Consider the following 19,119-nt stretch of genomic DNA (forward strand, 5'->3'; position numbering starts at 1 on the left):
CCCGGGCACCGGTCGACGACGAACTCGACCGCATCGAGACCGCCATCGGAGCCGACCCCGCGCACTGGGCCCGCCCCGGCGGCGCCAGCGACGAACGCATCCTCTACGCCCTCCTCGCGCTTGCCCGCACCGCGCGCACCCGCGTCCTGGACATCGACTGCCGCCGACTCGCCCAGGCCGCGGCCGTCGACGCCTCCACCGTCTCCCGGCGGCTGCGGGTGCTGGCTCACGAGTCCTGGGTGCGGTGTGTCCGAGCCGGCAGCGGAACCCGTGCCGCCACCTGGCAACTCGAACTTCCCGAACTGGTGGTATCGCTACCGGTTGCAACACAAGGGGAACCCGCCCCCGCTCCGGGGCACCCCTCTGCCTTACTGGACCACCACACGCACGATCTCTGGGCGAACCGGTCCGGGCTGGGTGGGGCAGCTGCTCGTATCCACTGGGCTGCGATTTCGGAAAAACCCATTATTTCCGGAGCGGGCAGAAATTCGATTGAGGTGGCTGCCCTGACGGGGTACAGCCTCGTCACTGTCACTCGTACCCTGTCTATCCTCGCCCGATTGGGCGTGCCCACCGAGGCGCGAGCCGATATCCCCTCTCTCCGAGAGAAACTCGATGACGCGGCTGATCGTGTCGGAGCCGCCGGTGTCGGAGCACAGCGGGTCCGACGTCATCTTTTCGATCGGGAGCTGCACCGTTGGTGGCTCGAAGAGCAGGAATGGCGCTGCCGACGCGGGAAGAAGACCGGCGTACGCCGCACGGTTTCCCTGACCATCGCCCTGCCCATCGACGCGCCCGCTCGGCTGCGGTACGGCCGATTTCCGGTGACCGATACCGGCCGCGCCGACTATCGTGCGGCGCGAGCCGTGGTGACCCGCTTATTCTCCCTGGTCGGGACTCCCCCAACGGAGTCAGGTCAATGCAATGAGGCGGCTTGAACACCCTCAGGCATCTACTTCGTGAGATCGGTACGAGTCCACTTCGGCGATCTGAGCGAGGATGAGCGCAGCCGAGGCCCGCGATTCCACGATTGGAACGATCGCAGGCCCAGTTACGGATTGCCAAGCCGCAGATCGCGCCGGTGACTTGCGAGGACGGTGGCCGCCGCGCAATTACAAACTACGTGCCGGTGCGCCGCCCCGACCTGGTGGCGTGAACAGGGCAAGGACCCCCGACCGCGGGAGGGGGTGACCGATGCACCGCGCAAGGCGGTGACACACGAAGCAAGAGGTCGTTGCAGCGATGAGTCTGCCCCACGCCCGCAGTTTATCTCTGCGACCGAGACATCCCACTTCATTGGGAGCCGAGCCATGGGCCTGATCCACTGTTCGTTACCCTCGACCTCGTCGGGCAAACGCCCGGCGGCCCCGACGAAGACGGAGTGGACTTCCCGTTCGGCGGCCGGCAGGCACCCCTGCTCGTCGAGACCACGGGCGCGCAGATCACTGCCGGCTACCAGAGCACCGACTCCCTGCTGCTCGGTCTGCGGACCTACGACATCTTCGCCGCCTGTTGGCCGTACCAGGACAGCCGGCGAGGACGACGAGATCGCCACACTCTTTAACAGCGTCCCCGAGTACGTGGCCTCCCGCGGCCGGCCAGACCTCTCCTGGTCCGGCTCCGCGCAGCTGTCCAGATCTCGTCGGCGCGGTGCGCGAGATCCGGGACCGGTACGAGCACATCAAGGGCGTCGGGAGCCTGAGCCTGGTTCAGCCGCTCCTGCGCGAGAAACTCTTCGACCGTCTCGACCTCTGGGTGCATCCGATCGTGCTCGGTGTTGGGAAGAAAATGCGCGGCCGCTAGAAGCATGCACGGCACGGCATGCAACGCATGCCGTGCATAGGGATTCATCCGTTGCATGTGACGCATGCAAGCCGCGCTCTGCATGCAAACGATGCGCTGCATGCAAGGGATGCACTCCCATGCGAGCAAGCTCTCCAGGCAGTGCAGGCGAGCACTGCGGTCTTGTGATGCGTTGCATGCATGCCTCGCACGCAGAGCGAGGCATGCATGCAGTGCACGCCTTGCGTGTGACGCGAAGTTTGCATAACGTGCGGCGTGTGCACGAGGCGCATGCCGTGTTGCACGTGCAAACTGTGCAAGGCACGTCTGCACCGCACGACGTGCATGACACGCACTTCTTGCCCCCTTTCGCTGTACCGGATCGCGCCCTCGTGGACTCGCATGCATGCGGTGCGTGCGCGGCGGTGAAAGCATGCAACGCATGCCGTGCATAGGGATTCATCCGTTGCATGTGACGCATGCAAGCCGCGCTCTGCATGCAAACGATGCGCTGCATGCAAGGGATGCACTCCCATGCGAGCAAGCTCTCCAGGCAGTGCAGGCGAGCACTGCGGTCTTGTGATGCGTTGCATGCATGCCTCGCACGCAGAGCGATGCATGCATGCAGTGCACGCCTTGCGTGTGACGCGAAGTTTGCATAACGTGCGGCGTGTGCACGAGGCGCATGCCGTGTTGCACGTGCAAACTGTGCAAGGCACGTCTGCACCGCACGACGTGCATGACACGCACTTCTTGCACTGACCGAAAGGCTTGCAATGCAACCGCGCAAGATCGCTATCGCCAACCAGAAAGGCGGCGTAGGGAAGACCGCAACGGCCCTCGGGCTCGCAAGTGCGGTGTCCGCCAAAGGTGGCAAAGTCCTGATCATCGACGCAGACTCGCAGGGCAACGCAACCAACGGCCTTGGCGTCACCGTCGATGCAGGCATGCTCACCACCTATCACCTGATGAACCGCACGGCGGAAGGAAGTGCCGCGGACGCCGTGGTTGCAACAGAGTGGGAAGGCGTCGACCTCATCCCGGCAGACGAAGAACTAGGCAAGATCGAATCGGACGGATCGAACGATCTCGTGTTCCGCCTGGACGTCGCCTTCGAGGGTCTGGATCTAAGCCCCTACGACATCGTTCTGTTCGACTGCGCGCCCAGTCTCGGCAAAGTGCTGTTCGCGGTCCTTATCGCCGCGGACGGGGTAGTGGCCGTCACCGAGCCAACAATCGACAGCGTGCAAGGCGTTGAGAAACTCGACGAAACCATCCGCACCGTCCGCAAACGCGCAAACCCGAAGCTGGCTTTCGACAAGGTAGTCCTCAGTAGGCGCCGCAACACCGGGGAGCATATCTTTCGTGAGCAGGAACTTCGGGACAGCTACGGCGATCTCGTCGCTCGCACGATCATCCCGGAGTTGGCGGCCCGCCAGGACGCCCACAGCCTCCGTCAGCCCATCCATCAGTTCCGTGGCGGACGCGCTCTTTCCCTCCAGACCGCATACAGCGATCTCCTTACCGAACTCGCGATTCTTTCCGGAGGCACACAGTGACGGCTCAACGGCAACCGGCGATCCGCAAGACTCACCCGGCCGAAGACCTGCCGGAGCGGCCACTCCGGTCAGATGTTGCACCCATTCCATCTCCCGCGGTGCCGGCGTCGACCGTCATAGCGGGGGAGCAGGGACCAGAAGGTCTCACCATGACTCACAACACGCGGATCCGGCCCAGCCTCAAAGCGCGGCTTCGCAGGGGAGTGGACAAGCTCCGCTACGAAACCGGGGATCGGACAATCAGCGAGGCGTCGCTTACCGACAAGGCCCTTGAGGAATACCTCGACAAGCACGGACTGTGACCATTGCATGCACGCTTTGCATGCCTTGCATGCAGTGCGTTGAACGCATGGCTAAGTGCACTGCAGTCAAGCTGGTTTGCGCTGCCTCCAAGACCCGACCGCAACGGCACTCTTAAAGGAAGAACAACTTCGCCATGAAGGACGATCTCGTGCAGAGTGCACGCCGCCGATTGCACTCGAAGACCACGGCCCTGGGTGCTGTTGCAGCGATGACGCTGGTGCTTGCAGCGCTGGCGTTCACCTTGTCGTTCGATGCGTTGCGTCAGCTCACCTTGGAAATCGGCGTGCGCCCGGAACTGGCCTGGATGGCGCCGGTGGCACTCGATGTTGCACAGGCGGCCGCCGCCCTGGCTCTCGTTGCGTTGGGGACCGACGACGAGTTCCGCGGTGCCCGTTTGTACTGCAAGGCCCTGGCCACGGGCACGGTCCTGCTCAGCGTGGCCGGCAACGGCTACCACGCCTTCCGTCTGGCCGGGCAGCGGCACGCGCAGGCCGCGGCCGGTGTCGATGTCGGGTACCAGCCGCAACCGGCTGCCATGGCCGCCTGCATTGCGATGATCGTGCCGCTGCTGTTCCTGGCCCTGTTGCATCTGTTCACCACGATCGTGCGGGCGCTGGCCGTCGAACGCGGCCGCTACAACGAGGCGGTGCACGACGCGCACCTGATGACCCCCCAGGAGCAGCCCGCGAGCACACCCGAGGCATCGGAGGTGCACGACTCTGCAGAGGATGCACCCGTCGGGCACGACGTGCATTACCCCGGTGCACGCGTGCACACCGATGCCTCCGCCGTTGCCGCCGAGCCTGCAACGGTGCAGCCGCAAGGCACCGGGCGCCACGGCGAGGATGCATCGGGGGAGGCCGTCGTGCAGGCCCCGGCTCCTGTCGATGCACCGCCCGAGCCGAACCTTGCGCCGACGTTCGGTGGCTATCGGCAGACGGTCGAGGGCCTGCGCGAGTTCCTGGCCGGGTGCACGCTGCGCAGTGAAGAGAAGGAGGTCGCGGCGATCCTGCTGGACCGCCCGCAGCTGACCTATGCGCAGGTGGCCACCGAGCTGGAGGACACCCCGTCCCCGTCGACGGTGTGCCGGCGCTGGCAGCGCTTCAAGAACGCCGCCTACGCCGAAGGCTTCGAAATCCCGCCGGTGGTGCCGCTTCCGCTCGACGCAGTCACTCCCCGCGAGGAGCAGTTGGTGCCAGTGTGACCAGACTCCACCCGGGGTTGCACGCCAGGCCGTGCGGGTAGGTGCCCGGAGCACCGAACGAACCGTGGGCCGTGGCCCGGCGAGGCGGGTGGAGAACGCAATGACGCCCGGACGGCGCTTCCCCCGCCGTCCGGGCGTCGAGTCCTACTCTAACAGAGCTGTTCGAACATGTGTTCCCATGGGTGGGGAAGTGGTGCGACCATCATGTGTGTGGCTCTGCAGGAGCGAGCGCCGACGATCTGCCCCGTCGGCCATCGCCTGATCCCGAACTGGGTTCTGGTCGGCTGGATCCCGTGCGACTGCACTCTCGGCGCCGGCGGTCACCGTACCTGGACGTGCGGCATCTGCGAGGTCACCATCGGCTCGCCGCCCCATGTCGGCCCGCCGCGGCCGGGAGTGCGGTGGTCCTGAGGGAAGGCGAGTGCCCCGGTGCGTTGGGTGCCGGGGCGCTCACCGGGCAGCGTACGACGCCGGTCCGACATTCCGTCCCGGCGTGTGAGGCAGCGTTGGTTCCGTGGGGCGTTGGTTCTGTGTATTGTCGCCAGGTCGCGCACGGTCCCCTCGGACGTGCGGGGCCCGCGTGCCCCGGCGCTTCACCCCCCGCCGCCGGGGCACCGGCCTACCTGGAGGATGCAGCGCCCCCGGGCGGATGGTGGCTCGCGGGGACGATGATGCCCGGTCGTGTCGAGCACCCGGGCGGCCATATAGGGCGCCGGCCGGTGTCACGGTGACGGTCCGCTCCCGGGTCCCGTGGGCATTCCCGAATACGTGGTGCGGGGCGGTTGGGGGAGTGGCCCGCTATCGTTGAGGGTGTCCTGGCGAAGAGTCAGGAAAGTGAGGCCGGGAGCCCGCACGTTGTGCGTGGTCGCCCGGCCTTTGCGCTTGTCTACCGCACCCGAGCCGCGGTGACCAGCGAGTCGATCGCGCGCCGCAGCTGCCCGTCCGCGGTGTCGGCGTAGGCGATCAGGTCTGCGGCCCCCAGCAACTCGTGCGCGTGCCGGCGGTCCACCATCGCCCGCACCGTCGTGGGCGCCCCGATGTGGGCGAGGGCGCCGGTGAGCACCGCGAGATCCTGTTTGTCCTGGGCACAGGATTCGACCAGGATGCGGCGCGCCCCGAGCTCCGTACTGTGTATCGCCACCGCGGCCGGCAACCGGCCTGGGACCTGCCGGTGCGGGCGACCGGCGATCGGGGCGGTGAACAGGTGGGCCTGCCGGATCTTCCGGTGCGCGAGTGAAGGCCGCCACGATCCGCCGCCGCTTCTCCGGGCGCTCGTCGCGGCGGTGCAAGCGGTCGGCGGTTGTGCGGCCTCGAGCGTCCGCATCGTTGTGCGGGCGGGAGCCGGATCCTCGGAAACCGCCACCACCGCGCAGATCAGATAGTCCTTGGTCTTCGCCTCGTCGACGACGATCTCCCCGGTTGCCCGGCGCACCTTCTTCCTCCGGTATCCGGCCCACGGCATGGTCGCCGATCACCTTCGCCGCTCACCGCGGCCCCCTCCTGCCCACCGCATCCACCGGTGGTCCGCGACCCTGCCCGGTCCGGACGGCTTCCGCCGAGGCCCGCCGCGCCGTGCCGGTGCTGTCGGCACGGCCCACGCACGACCCCTACCTGGCCGGAGCCTCCTCGGCGCGCCTGCCGGAGAATCCGTGCCTGCTCGGCTACCGTCGCGGCAGCTCACGAGTTGAGGGGCGAGAGCGCCCCCGGGTCATCGAGGGGGCGCCCGGCATGGAGACCGACGAACAGCTGCACCAGTGGGCGTGGCAGCTGCGCCACGACGGCCGCGACTGGAGCGAGGTCGCCACCGAACTCGGCTGCACCGAAGACCTCGCCCGCGCCATGGCCGACCGGCACCGCCGCGACATCGAAACCCAGGCTCAGGCCGACCAGTTCTCCCTGTTCGACCTGTAACCCCCGGCCGGATCGGGCACCCCTGGGGGCGGCCATCGCGGCGCCCGGCGGGGCCGTAGACGACGTCGGTACGCTCACCGCCGTCCGCAGTGGAACCGGCGTGTACCGCACCGAGGGGACCGGGTCCGCGCCGATCGGAGAACCCCGCGAGGACGGCCACTCGCTGCGCGGCGCAGCCCGCACGTGCATCACGCCCAGGTCTTTGGACAAAGATCTCCGGGCTGGTCGGGCCGCCGCGGTGCCGCCGACCGCTAGCCCAGTCGCCGGTGCGCAGGAACGTAGCTCCGGCATGTTCTTTCGAGGTAGTGGCCGGCGGACCGCTGCCGCCTCGGGCGCCGATTCGGGCGTTGTAGCGCTATAACGCGGGAGGGCAGGGTGCCATCCCGGTCGTGCGCGCCACTACGGGATACCGGGATCCCCAGCTCCGCTGCGCATTTCCTCGCAGGGTGCCCGATCGTGCAGTCCGGCCTCTGTCGGCGGAGGCCGCCCCGCCCTGGGTGAACGAGACCTGCCGCCGGGCCGTCACCGATCGGCACACCCCAGCGGCATCGGCGCAGCGCGGGGGAGAGGGGCGGCCGGCTACGCCGCCGGCACGGCCGCTGCCGCCCACGCCAGAGGGAAAACGGGGGGTGGCCCGGCGGGGTGCACACGAGCAGCTGCGACCGCGATCCCGCTGCGCGCACCGACGCGCTCCGCCGGCGAGGGTGTCGGCGACATCGGGCGCGGTCCTCGGTGCGCCTGCGGCGCACACCGAATCGAGCTCCGCTGCGCTCCGCCCTGCACAAAGACCCTGATTTGCCCTTCTGGCCTTCCGATTTTGACCGGCGGTCCGCTGCGCGCAACCCCTGGGCGCTACGCGGCCTGACGGCCCGGAAAATTCTCTTCTCCGCTGCGCTCCGGCGAGATTTTTCCGTCCCAGAAGTTGCACTCCACGGCCCTCATGCCGGTCCAAATTCTCCCTGCCAGAAGGGCAAAAGAACAGGCGGACCCGCGCCGGTTCTCACCTCCAGCAGGAAGGTCGCCATGACCCCGTCGCAGACCCCGAGCTTTCCGAGCTTGACCACCCGCACCACCATCCTGATCGCCGGAGCCTCGCAGGAGGTGCGGCTGGATGTGACCAGCGCCCTGACCGCAGCCGCGGCGGTGTTCGCCACCATCGGCGCGGTGCGGATGGTCTTCACCGACCCGGCGGTCGCCCGGGGCCTGGTTGCGGTGCTGCGCCGCCCCGCCACCGGCGGGTTTCTTATGGCACTGCCCGAGCAGTTCCTGCTGCGCCCGGACCGCTTCACGACCGACGAGCATCTGGTGACGGTGAACTGGTCCCAGGTCCCCACCTCCAAAGTCACCGCCGGTGGAGCGTTCGATTCGCAGCGTCGCCGTCACGTCCACTGGGTCGACGTCGAGGCCGGTCCGCTGACCTTCCGGTTCTTCGACAAAGCCGGACACACCGCGTTCGTCGCCGAGCTGGCCCGCACGGTGCAGGTGGCCCGGTCGGTGCTGCTCCCGGCCGACGAGAAGGCCCTCGCCCAGGGCGGTGGCCGCTGACCCCTCCAGCGAATTGTCCACAGTGAGTTGTCCACAGTAGGGCCGGTTCTCCACAGAACCGGCCCTACCGCCTGTGTGCGCCCCGGTCGCGGCCGGGGCGGCCGGGCACACTGGCGTGCACCGAAGCAGTACCGACCAGAAGGAGGACGCGCTCGTGCACACCTGGACTGTCACCTGCGATCCGGCCGTCGCGCAGGCTTCCGGCACCGCCGCCACCGAAGTCGACGCCGTGATCGCCGGCGCCGCCGCATTGCGCCGCCTCCTACGTACCACCCGCCAGCCGGGGCAGGACTCACCCTTCGTGCATCTGAGCATCGACACCCGTCCCCGGATCGGGATCACGGTCGGGGTGGACGGTCCCGGCGCCGTGCTCGAGTGGATCGACGACTACGAACACCAGGCCACGCTGGCGGCCGCGGTCAACGACAGCATCCTGGACCGCACCCACCGCGAGGCGAGCTGACCCCGGATCCCACGCCGACCACGACGAGGACCACACGAGGAGCAGCTACCACCGGCGCGGACACCGAGCCGGCTGCGCGGCGCCCGGTCTCGCTGTTCCGGTCTCGTCGCCTCTCGTGGCCGGCGGCCGTACCGGAGAGCAGCAGAGGACCCCGAGTACTCGACCGGGTCCGGCGCCTTTCGGCGCACCGATGCGTCCGCGGGCCGCGGCTGTCGGACCGGGGTGCCTCGTCTTCTCGCCGGGGCCGCAGGGCGCCGCGTCGGACCACCGTGGGGTGGGGAGGTCGTCCTCGAGGGCGACGGTCGGACGAGGCGCACCGCGCGATGGGGAGGACACCCCTTCCTGAAGGACCTTGCCGCAGTGTCCGACCACGACGGTGGGGGCGCCGACGCGTTCGCAGAAGCGGTCGAGCCGGGTCGCCTCGACGGCGGCCCGGGGGCTGCCGCGCCGGGACGGGTCCTGGAGCGGGGTGAGCAGTTGTCGGTGCAGGTCGTCGAGCTCGGCGGCCGGCTCGCCGATCGCGCGTGCGGTGAACCCGGTCGGCGCCGCGGACCGACTGCGCCCGCCACCCGCCCCGTCCGGGTGAGCGGTTCCGCCGCCCCCGGGAGGGGCCGTGGTGGGGGCGGCGAGGTCCACTAGCGTCGAGGAATGTCCTCCCTCGTCCCGACCGACTACGCCGACACGCTCGAGAGCATCAAGCGGCTCGTGCACCAGGCGCGCTACATCGCCCAACGCCGGGTGAACACCGAACTGCTCCGGCTCTACTGGCAGATCGGCGCGACGATCATCGAGCGACAGAAGACAGCCCCCTGGGGCAGCAAGGTCCTGGCCCGGCTCTCGGCGGATCTGCGCGCCGAGTTCCCCACGGTGAAGGGGTTCTCCCCGGCCAACCTCAAGTACATGCGCCGGTTCGCCGAGGCGTGGCCTGACTCCGACGCAATTGGTCAACGACCCGTTGGCCAATTGCCCTGGGGGCACGTCATCGAGTTGCTCGAAAAGCTCGACGACGCCGAGTTGCGCGACTGGTACAGCGCCAAGGACCTCGCCCACGGCTGGAGTCGGCCCGTGCTGGCCCACCAGATCACCACCGGGCTGCACCTGCGGGAGGGCGCGGCCCCGTCCAACTTCCCGCACGCGCTCGAGCGCCCCGATTCCGAGCTCGCGCAGCAGATCACCAAGGATCCGTTCACCCTCGAGTTCCTCGCCATCGACGGCGACGCCGTCGAGCGAGAGCTCGAGGATCGGCTCGTCGAGCGCATCATCGACACCCTGCGCGAGCTCGGACCCGGGTTCGCGTTCGTCGGCCGCCAGGTCCACTTCGAGGTCGAGGGCGACGACTTCTTCGTCGACCTGCTGTTCTTCCACGTCGAGCAACTCCGGTACGTGGTCATCGAACTCAAGACCACGAAATTCGACCCGCGCGACGCCGGGCAGCTCGGCTTCTACGTCACCCTGGTCGAGGACCGGCTGCGGCGACCGCAGCACCAGCCCACGGTCGGGATGCTGCTGGTCGCCGACAAGAACGAGTCCGTCGTCCGGTACGCCCTCGCCGGCACCACCCAGCCGATCGCCGTCTCCCGCTACGACCTCACCCCCGCCGAGCAGGCCGCGCTCCCCGCCGAGGACGCCCTCACCCGCGCGGTCGCCCTCGAACTCGACGACCACGCCCCGCAGTAGGCGCACCCCCGGCACCACACGTCACGGGGTGGATCCGGTGAGTGAGGAGGGACATTCGTGTCCGACCAGGGGGGCGTGCGGTCCGACAGCGCCCCCGCCGGAGCCGCCACGAGAGCTCCCCCTCACACCGGGGGACAGGACCGGCGACATGGCCCCACGGGGAGTCCCCGCCGGCCGGCTCCGCGCCGTCCCTCCACGGCAGCGGCGTGGTGCACACCTCGCGCCGCCAGGTCGCCACCGCCTCGGCTCAGCAGCAGGGATGCGGGCAGGACGGCATGGCACGGTCGCCCTCGCGCGTCCCACGGCCCAGCCACCACGGCTGCGACCCGATGCCGACCACCGAGGTCTCGAAATCCCACGCCACCAGATGATCCCGCTCAGCCCCGATTCGGACCCCCGCGCTGCCGGCCCGGCGCCGGCCGGCACCAGCCCCCGGAAAGCTCCGCTGCCCGCGATACGACGGGAACGAGCGCCCCCGACCGACGCGGCTCGTCGACCGCCGCCGGCAGCCACTACCCCACGGCACCCGTCGCTCCACACCGCTCTCGGCCATGGCACCGTCTCGACCCCGTCAGCCCAGCAGCCCTCCTCTGCATGTCCCAGCACCGGGGCATCATCTCCGCCACATCCGTGAGAAACGTGCCCTACCCCGGCGCCCGGTCCGGTGAGAAACGCGCCAGCCCCCCCGGCAAGAACCGACAGCCGACTCCCCGGCCTGGCATCAGGTCGGGCAACCCAATCATTCGTACGTATCATATTACGTACGAAACGATACGTTTGAGATAGCATCATGCCAGGGCTCAGGCGGCGATCGGGAGGACGGAGCGATGACCGAGGGCAATAGGGGAGGGCGGCGCCGCGAGTACGCCTCGGACGCGGAGCGGGTCCGGGCCTGGCGGCAACGACAGAAGGAGGCGGCCCGCGCCGAGCGGCTCGAGGCGGCCACCCCGACCGATCCGGCGGCGGCCGTGACCACCCTGGCCGAGGCGGTGCCGCTGCTGCGGCAGGAAACCCAGGCCGCCTTCGAGCGGCTGAGCGAGGTGGCCGCGTCGATCACCGCGGCCACCGCGCTGCTGTCCGACCCGGCCGCGCTCGAGGCACACCTGCGCCGGGTGCAGGCCGACGCCGACAAGGTCCGCGCCGACGCCGGCGCCGAGATCGCCCGGCTGCGGGAGCATCTCGACGCCGCCCTGGACGAGCGCGCCGACGCCGACGCGGCCGCGGCCGCCGCGCTCGCGCAGGCCGACGACGCCGCGACCGCGCTCGCTGCGGCCCGCCGCGACCACCAGAGTGAACTCGACCGCCTGCACGCCGATCACACTGCGGCCGTGGAGGCGTGGACGACCCGGTTCGAGGAGTCGGAGGCGGCGCACCGTCGGCGCACCGCCGAGCTCGAGGCCCTGGTCGAGGAGCAGCGCGACCAGCTCGCCCGGCTCCGCGCCACCGCCGATCAGGCCGCCGCCACCGTCGGTCGGCTCGAATCCGACCTGGTCGCCGCCCGCGCCGACGTCGCCGCCGAGCGGGAGCGCACCGAGGCCGTGCGCGCCGACCTCGCCGGCGCCCGCGCCGAGACCGCCACGGCCCGCGCCCAGGCCGACGCCGCTCGCGAACGCGCCGACGAACTGCGCGCCGAACTGCGCGAGGTGCGCGCCGGGTCCGCGACCTCGGGCTCGACCGAGGCGAGCTGACGGCTGCCCCTCCCGGGGCGGGCCCTTGCGCCCGGCATCGGCGCTGTGGGAACGGGCGAATCGGTGCCCGGCCGGGTGTCGGCGCTGCCGGTCCGACCGGGCCCACAGAGGAGATAGGCTGCCGGCCGCTCGGTCGACGCGGGGAGGACTACAGCGGAGGGGCGCAGGGCCCTCACATCAGCACATCGAATTCTGCAACATACGGAGATGATTAATTCTCCGAATCCTCTCTCCCTGACCTGCGCCCATCAGCACGGGACCGTGCAGCTCGCACCTAGCCACGTCCGAGCGATGGTGCCGGTCCGACGACCCGGCCGTTGCTCCCCGTGAGGGGAGGATTTCGGATGGTCCCCGGGGTAGTGGCCAGGCCCTCGTAGGGTTCCGGCGTGGACAATGTGGACAACACCGAACTCATTGTGGCGACCTGGAACACCATGTGGGCGAGCGGATCGACCTTGCGCGCGGTGCGAGTACGCAGCCGCCTCCGCGAGGTGGATGCGGACCTGCTGGTGGTGACCGAGGGCCAACGCGACCTGCTCCCGGACGGCGGCCATGTCGCCGACGCCGGCACCCACTGGGGGTACGACATCACCTCCCATCCCCAGCGGCGCAAGACACTGCTGTGGTCGCGGTGGCCGCTCACCGAGGTCGCGGCACTGACGACCGGAGCGGGTGCCGGCAGGGTCCTGACCGCACAGACCGCGACCCCGATCGGTGCGGTGAGGGTCGTGGCGGTGTGTATCCCGTGGGCGAGTGCCCATGTGAGCACCGGGCGGCGGGACGCGACGACCTGGTCCGAACATCTCGAATGTTGCGCTCAGATCGAGCAGCTCGCGGCGCAGTTCGATCCGCGGATCCCCACTGTCGTCGCCGGCGATTTCAACCAACGTGTTCCTCGGCGTCGGCAACCGGTCCGGGTGTCCACGCGCCTGAGCGAGGTGCTCGCACGCTGGACGCTGCACACCGGGGGTGAGGTCGAGCACGGCCCGCTGATCGATCACATCGCCTCGGACCTGGACTGCACCACGGTGCGCACCTGGGCGGGCAGCGACGAGGAAGGCCGGTTGAGCGATCACGCCGGGGTGGTGTGCACGTTGCGTCCCGCTGGTGTGGGGTAGGTGCGGCGGCGGTCGAGGAGTCCTTCGACGGGTGGCACGTGCCACCCCGCCGTGCCGCGACGGATCCACCCCGCCGTGCCGCGACGGATCCACGCCGCGGATGCCGCTCACCGAGCGCGTCGTCTCGGGTAGGGGTCGGTGCCGGTCGCGGTCCGAGTGGTCCCGTCAGTCGCTACTTCTTCCGGGTCTTCTTCGCCGCCGATGCCCCGGCGATCAGCAGCACGAGCGAGGAGATCGTCATCAGCCACAGTCCCCACCCGATCTGCAGTCCGAGTCGCTGGCCGACGAACGCGGTGCCGACCGAGGCCACCTCGGAAAGATCGAGCATCGCGATGATCAGGCAGAGGGCTCCGATCAGCGGGCTGGCCCACCGGCGCCCGAACCCCGCGGTGCCCCCGCCTCGAACAATGGAGATCAGGGCGGCAGCTGCGAGTGCTCCCAGGACCAGGGTGACGGCGCCGTCACCTTCGATGCCGTGTGTGGACAACGCCAGAAAGCTCGCCCACGGGCCGACGCTGCCGATCATCACGCCCACACTGGCAACCAGCGAGACAATCACCGCTGGCAGGTAGGACAACCGCGTGCCCGCACCCGTGGGGCTCGCTGCCGGCTCTGGCCGGGGGAGCGGCGCCGCACCCCCACCCGCCCCGGGGGTCGGTGTCGGTGGGCCCACCGGGAAAGCCTCCGTCGGAACGTCCGGCACTCCGGGCGCGCCGGCGGGGGCGGGCATCGTGCGGGTGGACCAGTGCTGTGTGACAACGTCGCCCCGCACCTGACCACCCGCAAGGTGTCGGCGGGTGGCGAAGTGGGCGCAGGCGAACAACGTGGAGATCGCCTACACCCCAACCAACATTTCCTGGATCAACCGGATCGAGGCGCAGTTCACGACGCTGCGGTGTTTCGCCCTCGTCGGCACCGACCACGGCAGGCATCGGGAGCAGGCGTCGATGATCCGTCGTTACATCATCTGGCGCCACAAGCACGCCGAGGACGAGTGGCTACGCGAGATCGTCGACAGGGCAAACGTGGCGTGATGCGGCACCAGCTCTGGCGTTGCACGCGTCGTCCCAGTCCTGCGCTTCGATCGGACTGGTGGTCAGCAGACGGTCGAGAACCACGATCGGCACAGCCAGCAACCATGTCATCGGAGTTACGAACAGTTTGTCAAGCATGGTGTTCAACGCATCGCTCCTTATTGGGGGCCGGCTGGGGCGGTCCGCTCGTCAAGGATTTCGTCCGCACATTCCGTGGCGAGCACACCGTCGTGCCGAGCGTCGAGCACGGCCACGGCCTTCTTCGACTACTGCGGTAAGGCGTTCTCGGGCATGGTCGTAGACAGATTCAGATCGTTTTGTGGGATGCACTTTACGGTGGCCACCGGCTACGACAGGCTCGCCGTGCGGTATCTTGCCACCGTCTACGTCGCCGCCTGCAACCAGTGGCTATGAATCAGCGGGCATTTGAAGCACGCCCTGGGTCTGTCCGTTCTTACAGTCCCTTCCTCTTCTGCTGACTGGGTCGGCGTTATGTGCGGTCGAGAGTTGGTGCATGGGGTTCGGCGTCGTCATGCGCGGTCGGAGTGCGATGGTCGGGTTCCGGACCGCGGGATCGGACGTTCGCGACGCATCTTTGCAAATCCCGTGGTCCGGCTCCGTCAAGTTCGGAAGTACCCGTCCCCGATCAGGTGCGACGTGGAGTAACTGTCAGGGATTGGTCTGGAGTAGGTGTCCGAGACGGTCTCGCTTGGACTGTAGGTAGCGACGGTTGTGGGGTGTTTCCACAGGAGCGTGACTGACACGTTCGACGACGTCGATGCCCCACTGCTGTAGCTCGGTGGTCTTGGTGGGATTGTTTGTGATCAACCGGATTCGCTGAACCTGCAGATCGGTGAGGATTCGAGCGGCGGCTTCATACGACCGTGCGTCGACGGGGAGTCCTTGGACGGTGTTGGCGTCGACGGTGTCCAGTCCCTGGTCCTGAAGCTCGTAAGCCCGGATCTTGTTGACAAGCCCTATCCCGCGGCCTTCGTGTCCTTGCAGGTAGATGAGGAGACCGCAACCGTCTTCCGCTATTGCTGCGAGCGATCGGTCGAGTTGTGTGCCGCAGTCGCATCGGCGGGATTTCAGGACGTCACCGGTCAGGCATTCGCTGTGGACCCGGACCAGCACTCCTCTGTCGGACTGGCCGACCTCTGCGATATCACCCTTGCAGAGAACAACGTGTTCGGTCCCGTCCGCTTCGGACCGATAGGCATGGACTTGGAACTCCCCCCACTGGGTAGGCAAGACCGTGCTTGCGGACCGAGTAACGGATCGTTCGCTGTTTCGCCGGAACTCGACGAGGTCGGCCACGGACAGCAAGGGCAGGCCGTGCACGTCGGCGAAGGCTTTCAGATCGCCGCCCCGACGCATGGTTCCGTCGTCGGCGATGATCTCGGCGATGATGCCCACACCGCTGAGTCCGGCCAGTGTCGTAAGGTCGACAGCGGCTTCGGTATGTCCGGGCCGTTCTAGGACGCCGCCCTCGCGAGCGCGTAGGGGGAACACGTGCCCGGGACGGCGGAGCATGTGGGGCATGGAATGCGGATCTGACAAGGCACGAGCGGTAAGTGCACGGTCGGGTGCACTTACTCCGGTGCCGGCGTCGACATGGTCGACCGTGACGGTGAACGCGGTGTGGTGAGTGTCGGTGTTCTCCCGCACCATGAGGGGAAGCTCAAGCCGATCGGCGCGCGCACCGGACATCGCGGCACAGACGATGCCGGTGGTGTGGCGGACGATGAACGCCATCTGCTCTGACGTGACGAACTCGGCGGCCACGATCAGATCGCCTTCGTTCTCCCGGTCTGCGTCGTCGACGACGATGATCATCTCTCCCTGCCGGAGAGCAGTGATCGCCTCCGCAACTGTGGTCCTGGTGGAACTGATCATGACGTCGCCTCGAGCGGGGCGTGAGTTCCGAAGGCGCGGTTGTGATACGTCAGCGGCGGCGTCTCGGACGTGATCGCGGCGAGCACATGACCGAACACGATTACGTGATCTCCACCGTCGACCAGTTGAAAGACCTCGCATGCAATCCATCCGCTGTCCCCGTGCAGCCTCGGGGAACCTTCGTGCAGCGTCCACGGGACCTGAGCGAACTTGTCGAACCCTTTCTTGGCGAACGTGGTCGCCAGGTTCGACTGGTGCCGGCCGAGGATGTTGACGCCGAAGCAGTTGGATTTGCGGATGATCTGCAGCAGCGTGGACTGGCGGTCGAGGCAGACCAGGACCAGCGGAGGCGTCATCGACAGGGAGACAAAGGCACTGACGGTCGTACCGTGGGGTCTGCCTTCGTCCATCGCGGTGATCACGGACACGGGAGTACACACTCCTGCCATGACGTCTCTGAGCTGTGCGGATGTTGCGTCGATTGTGGTGTTCACTGTTGCTCCCGAGGATTGTGGATACATCGCGGCTCAGGCGGGGTGTGCTGGGCCAGCCTGCGCCGGGTGCCTGTCGTCCGTGTCACCGCGAGGTGGGTTCGAGCCGGCTTGCCAGGGGCTTAAAGCAGCGAGAGCACTTCCTTCAAGACGTCCTGATCGGGCGAAACGGTGAAGTCGCGGATCACGCCGGTGCACAGGCTTGGTACAGATGTCAGGTGGGCGCCTGCCTTCTCGAGCTGCCGCAATGCCGCTTGTTCGGTGCGTGCGCTGAGCCCCCCGCACAGGTCGACGGGGAGGTGCACCTGGTATCCGGCGGCGAGAGCCTCGAGCCCGGTGTGCAGCACGACGATCTCCGTCGCGATGCCCCCCAGCACCAAGATCGGCCGGTTGTTCGCCTCCAGTCGCTTGCGGGTGGTGTCGTCGAGCAGCGCGCACGGCGACAGTCGCGGGAAGCAGGTGTCGGGATGTTCGACGGCGATTTCGGGGATATTGCCGTGTTCGGAGCTGGCGAGCACGGACGAGGTCACCGGGATCTCGAGCAGTCGAGCGACTCGGGCCAGCACACTGGCAGAGCGCGTGATGGTGTCCGGGGCGTTCGTGGCACTCAGCGGCAGATGGTCCGGCTGGATGTCGGCGAACAGGACTTGTAGGTCGGTCGCGGTGTGCATGAAGTGCTCCTGTGATTGGGCTATTGCGTTGTGGAAGGGATGAATCCGTCTGCTGCCAACTTCCCCATCAGACCGTCGGCGGCCAGGATGTCCAAGACGAATGTGGGGAGCGGATCTGTGGTGGTGCGGTAGCCGGTGTCGACGTTTTCGACCGTCCCGGTTGTCAGGTCGATCCTGACGTGGTTGCCGTCGCGGACGTTGCTGGCGATTCCTGGGGCGGTGACCGCAGGGAGCCCGTAGTTGATGCTGTTGCGGTAGAAGAGCGAGTTGAACTCGTCGGCGACCAAAGCGCTGATGCCGAGGAACTTCAGCAGCGCCGCTACGGGCCGGCTCGAGCCGAGGCCGAAGTTGCGGCCTGCCACGAGGATGTCACCGGGTCGGACTTGTTCGGTCCATCCGGGCCGAACGGCGTACAGCACGTGTTGTGCGGCCTCTTCCAGCGGCAAACGCATCGCGAACCCGGGATAAAGGGCATCGGTATCGACCGCATCGCCCAGAACCCAGGCACGACCTTCTATTTGCGTCTTCATCCGACGGTCACCATCCTCGGATCGGTGATGCGGCCGGTCAACGCCGAGGCGGCAACCGTTGCCGGTGAGGCCATGTAGACCGGAGCGTCCGGGCTGCCCATCCGTCCCGTGAAGTTCCGGGTGCTGGCGGTCAGCGCAACTTCTCCTGCACCGACAACCCCCATGTGGTAGCCGAAGCAGGCACCGCACGTGGAGTTGGTGACCACGGCCCCCGCGGAGGACAGGGTTTCCAGGTAGCCGAGTTGGAGCGCTTGCAGATAAACCTTCTGGGAGGCCGGTGTGACGATCAGACGTATCCCATCCGCCACCTTCTTGCCGCGAACGATCTCGGCTGCAATGCGCAGGTCTTCAAGCTGTCCGTTCGCGCAGGATCCGATGAAGCACTGGTCGACGGCGACGGAGTCGGCGAGGTCGGTGACGGGTATCGCGTTGCGACTGACACCGCCGGGAAGGGCGATATGGGGTTCGATCCGGTCGAGATCGATCCTTCGCACATCGTCGTAGTGAGCGTCCGGGTCCGGGTCCGCAGGGGTGTAGGGGCGATCGGTGTGCTCGTCGAGGAACCGGCGGCACACCTCGTCCACCCCGAAGGTGGCGAAATCCGCCGAGATCTCCGCCGCCTGAGTCGCGATCGTGCGGCGGTCGTTCATGGGGATGGTGTGCATGCCCGGACCGCCGAACTCGAGGTTGCGGTTGGTGGCGTCCCCGAATCTGCCGGCGATGTGCAGAAAGACGTCTTTTCCGCTGACCATCGGTGCCATTGCGCCGTAGAAGTCGTAGCGGATGGTCGGTGCGACTGTGAACCACGTCCTGCCGGTGCACATAATCGAGTACATCTCGGCCATGCCCAGGCCTCGGGCGGCGCAGTTGTAGGCGCCGGCTGCGCAGGTGTGCGAGTCGGTGCACGCCAGGATCTCGCCAGGACGAGCCAGTCCATTCTCGGCGATCACTTGGTGGCAGATGCCGTGCCGACCGACGTCGAAGAACCGCTCGATGCCGAATCGCTTCACGAAGGCACGGGCCCGGCGTCCTGCGTCCGCGTCGGTGATCGATGGTGCGGGTACAGCGTGATCGAGAATCACGGCCATTCGGGTGGCATCGGCAATTCGGGTGGGGTCCTGCCACCCCAGGCCGAAGCTCAGGTCGAGCATGACGGCCATGTCGACGTCACAGACGATCGTCTGTCCTGCGGAGACCGAGTCCACGTCTGCGGAACGGGCGAAGATCTTCTCGACCATCGTCATCCC

19 protein-coding genes and 2 pseudogenes are annotated in these 19,119 nt (G+C 67.9%); 14 read left to right on the forward strand and 7 right to left on the reverse strand.

Features of this window, described 5'->3' with window-relative positions:
- The 6 genes and pseudogenes from M1M07_RS10450 to M1M07_RS10475 form a co-directional block, all read left to right on the forward strand.
- Positions 1-938, forward strand: a pseudogene (locus M1M07_RS10450) (hypothetical protein); the annotation flags it as partial.
- 372 nt (positions 939-1,310) lie between these two features.
- A pseudogene (locus M1M07_RS10455) lies at positions 1,311-1,791 on the forward strand (dihydrofolate reductase family protein); the annotation flags it as partial.
- Between the two features lie 767 nt (positions 1,792-2,558).
- Positions 2,559-3,341 carry a ParA family protein gene (locus tag M1M07_RS10460; RefSeq protein ID WP_044475753.1) on the forward strand — a complete coding sequence of 261 codons (783 nt, stop codon included), beginning with the start codon at positions 2,559-2,561 and terminating at the stop codon, positions 3,339-3,341.
- 149 nt (positions 3,342-3,490) lie between these two features.
- Positions 3,491-3,643 carry a hypothetical protein gene (locus tag M1M07_RS10465; protein ID WP_006933579.1) on the forward strand — a complete coding sequence of 51 codons (153 nt, stop codon included), beginning with the start codon at positions 3,491-3,493 and terminating at the stop codon, positions 3,641-3,643.
- Positions 3,644-3,777: 134 nt separating this feature from the next.
- Positions 3,778-4,848: a DUF2637 domain-containing protein gene (locus M1M07_RS10470; protein WP_248674089.1), complete on the forward strand. Its 1,071-nt coding sequence runs from the start codon at positions 3,778-3,780 to the stop codon at positions 4,846-4,848.
- A 210-nt stretch (positions 4,849-5,058) separates the two neighbouring features.
- A complete protein-coding gene (locus M1M07_RS10475; RefSeq protein ID WP_248674090.1) occupies positions 5,059-5,259 on the forward strand; it encodes a hypothetical protein in 201 nt (66 codons plus the stop codon).
- Positions 5,260-5,734: 475 nt separating this feature from the next.
- Here M1M07_RS10475 and M1M07_RS10480 read toward each other — a convergent pair whose 3' ends face one another.
- On the reverse strand, positions 5,735-6,280 hold the full coding sequence (locus M1M07_RS10480; RefSeq protein ID WP_248674091.1) for a hypothetical protein: 546 nt from the start codon (positions 6,278-6,280) through the stop codon (positions 5,735-5,737).
- Between M1M07_RS10480 and M1M07_RS10485 the strand changes: the two genes are divergently transcribed.
- The 7 genes from M1M07_RS10485 (at position 6,268) to M1M07_RS10515 (ending at position 13,250) form a co-directional block, all read left to right on the forward strand.
- On the forward strand, positions 6,268-6,759 hold the full coding sequence (locus M1M07_RS10485) for a hypothetical protein (RefSeq protein ID WP_248674092.1): 492 nt from the start codon (positions 6,268-6,270) through the stop codon (positions 6,757-6,759). The genes M1M07_RS10480 and M1M07_RS10485 overlap by 13 nt on opposite strands.
- A 1,023-nt stretch (positions 6,760-7,782) precedes the next feature.
- A complete protein-coding gene (locus tag M1M07_RS10490) occupies positions 7,783-8,304 on the forward strand; it encodes a hypothetical protein (RefSeq protein ID WP_248674093.1) in 522 nt (173 codons plus the stop codon).
- A 154-nt stretch (positions 8,305-8,458) separates the two neighbouring features.
- The gene (locus M1M07_RS10495; RefSeq protein WP_210063347.1) at positions 8,459-8,767 is read left to right on the forward strand and encodes a hypothetical protein; all 309 of its coding nucleotides are present in this window, start codon (positions 8,459-8,461) and stop codon (positions 8,765-8,767) included.
- 360 nt (positions 8,768-9,127) lie between these two features.
- Positions 9,128-9,406: a hypothetical protein gene (locus M1M07_RS10500; protein ID WP_248674094.1), complete on the forward strand. Its 279-nt coding sequence runs from the start codon at positions 9,128-9,130 to the stop codon at positions 9,404-9,406.
- Positions 9,407-9,415: 9 nt separating this feature from the next.
- Complete coding sequence (locus M1M07_RS10505; protein ID WP_248674095.1) at positions 9,416-10,444, forward strand: YhcG family protein; 1,029 nt, start codon at positions 9,416-9,418, stop codon at positions 10,442-10,444.
- An 827-nt stretch (positions 10,445-11,271) separates the two neighbouring features.
- On the forward strand, positions 11,272-12,132 hold the full coding sequence (locus tag M1M07_RS10510; RefSeq protein WP_248674096.1) for a hypothetical protein: 861 nt from the start codon (positions 11,272-11,274) through the stop codon (positions 12,130-12,132).
- Between the two features lie 386 nt (positions 12,133-12,518).
- A complete protein-coding gene (locus tag M1M07_RS10515) occupies positions 12,519-13,250 on the forward strand; it encodes an endonuclease/exonuclease/phosphatase family protein (protein WP_248674097.1) in 732 nt (243 codons plus the stop codon).
- A gap of 172 nt (positions 13,251-13,422) precedes the next feature.
- On the opposite strand, the gene M1M07_RS10520 is transcribed toward M1M07_RS10515, so the two are convergent.
- Complete coding sequence (locus tag M1M07_RS10520; RefSeq protein WP_248674098.1) at positions 13,423-13,776, reverse strand: hypothetical protein; 354 nt, start codon at positions 13,774-13,776, stop codon at positions 13,423-13,425.
- Positions 13,777-14,047: 271 nt separating this feature from the next.
- Between M1M07_RS10520 and M1M07_RS10525 the strand changes: the two genes are divergently transcribed.
- Positions 14,048-14,284 (forward strand): hypothetical protein, encoded by a 237-nt coding sequence (locus M1M07_RS10525; protein ID WP_248674099.1) that lies wholly within the window; start codon positions 14,048-14,050, stop codon positions 14,282-14,284.
- Positions 14,285-14,953: 669 nt separating this feature from the next.
- Here the strand turns inward: M1M07_RS10525 and M1M07_RS10530 are convergent.
- The 5 genes from M1M07_RS10530 to M1M07_RS10550 all read right to left on the reverse strand — a co-directional run bounded on the left by M1M07_RS10530 (position 14,954) and on the right by M1M07_RS10550 (position 19,116).
- Positions 14,954-16,180: a bifunctional 3,4-dihydroxy-2-butanone-4-phosphate synthase/GTP cyclohydrolase II gene (locus M1M07_RS10530; protein ID WP_248674100.1), complete on the reverse strand. Its 1,227-nt coding sequence runs from the start codon at positions 16,178-16,180 to the stop codon at positions 14,954-14,956.
- Complete coding sequence (locus tag M1M07_RS10535) at positions 16,177-16,629, reverse strand: flavin reductase family protein (protein WP_248674165.1); 453 nt, start codon at positions 16,627-16,629, stop codon at positions 16,177-16,179. The genes M1M07_RS10530 and M1M07_RS10535 overlap by 4 nt, the downstream gene beginning before the upstream one ends.
- A 164-nt stretch (positions 16,630-16,793) precedes the next feature.
- Positions 16,794-17,342, reverse strand: a complete 549-nt coding sequence (locus tag M1M07_RS10540; RefSeq protein ID WP_248674101.1) for an isochorismatase family protein — start codon at positions 17,340-17,342, stop codon at positions 16,794-16,796.
- Between the two features lie 20 nt (positions 17,343-17,362).
- Entirely contained in the window at positions 17,363-17,872 is a 510-nt protein-coding gene (locus M1M07_RS10545) for a 3-isopropylmalate dehydratase (protein WP_248674102.1), read from the reverse strand.
- Positions 17,869-19,116, reverse strand: coding sequence for an aconitase/3-isopropylmalate dehydratase large subunit family protein (locus M1M07_RS10550; RefSeq protein WP_248674166.1), 1,248 nt, complete (start codon positions 19,114-19,116; stop codon positions 17,869-17,871). Before M1M07_RS10550 ends, M1M07_RS10545 begins: the two co-directional genes overlap by 4 nt.
- Between the last annotated feature and the right edge of the window lie 3 nt (positions 19,117-19,119).

The sequence above is a fragment of the Rhodococcus sp. HM1 genome, from assembly GCF_023218075.1.
Taxonomy (GTDB): Bacteria; Actinomycetota; Actinomycetes; order Mycobacteriales; family Mycobacteriaceae; genus Rhodococcus.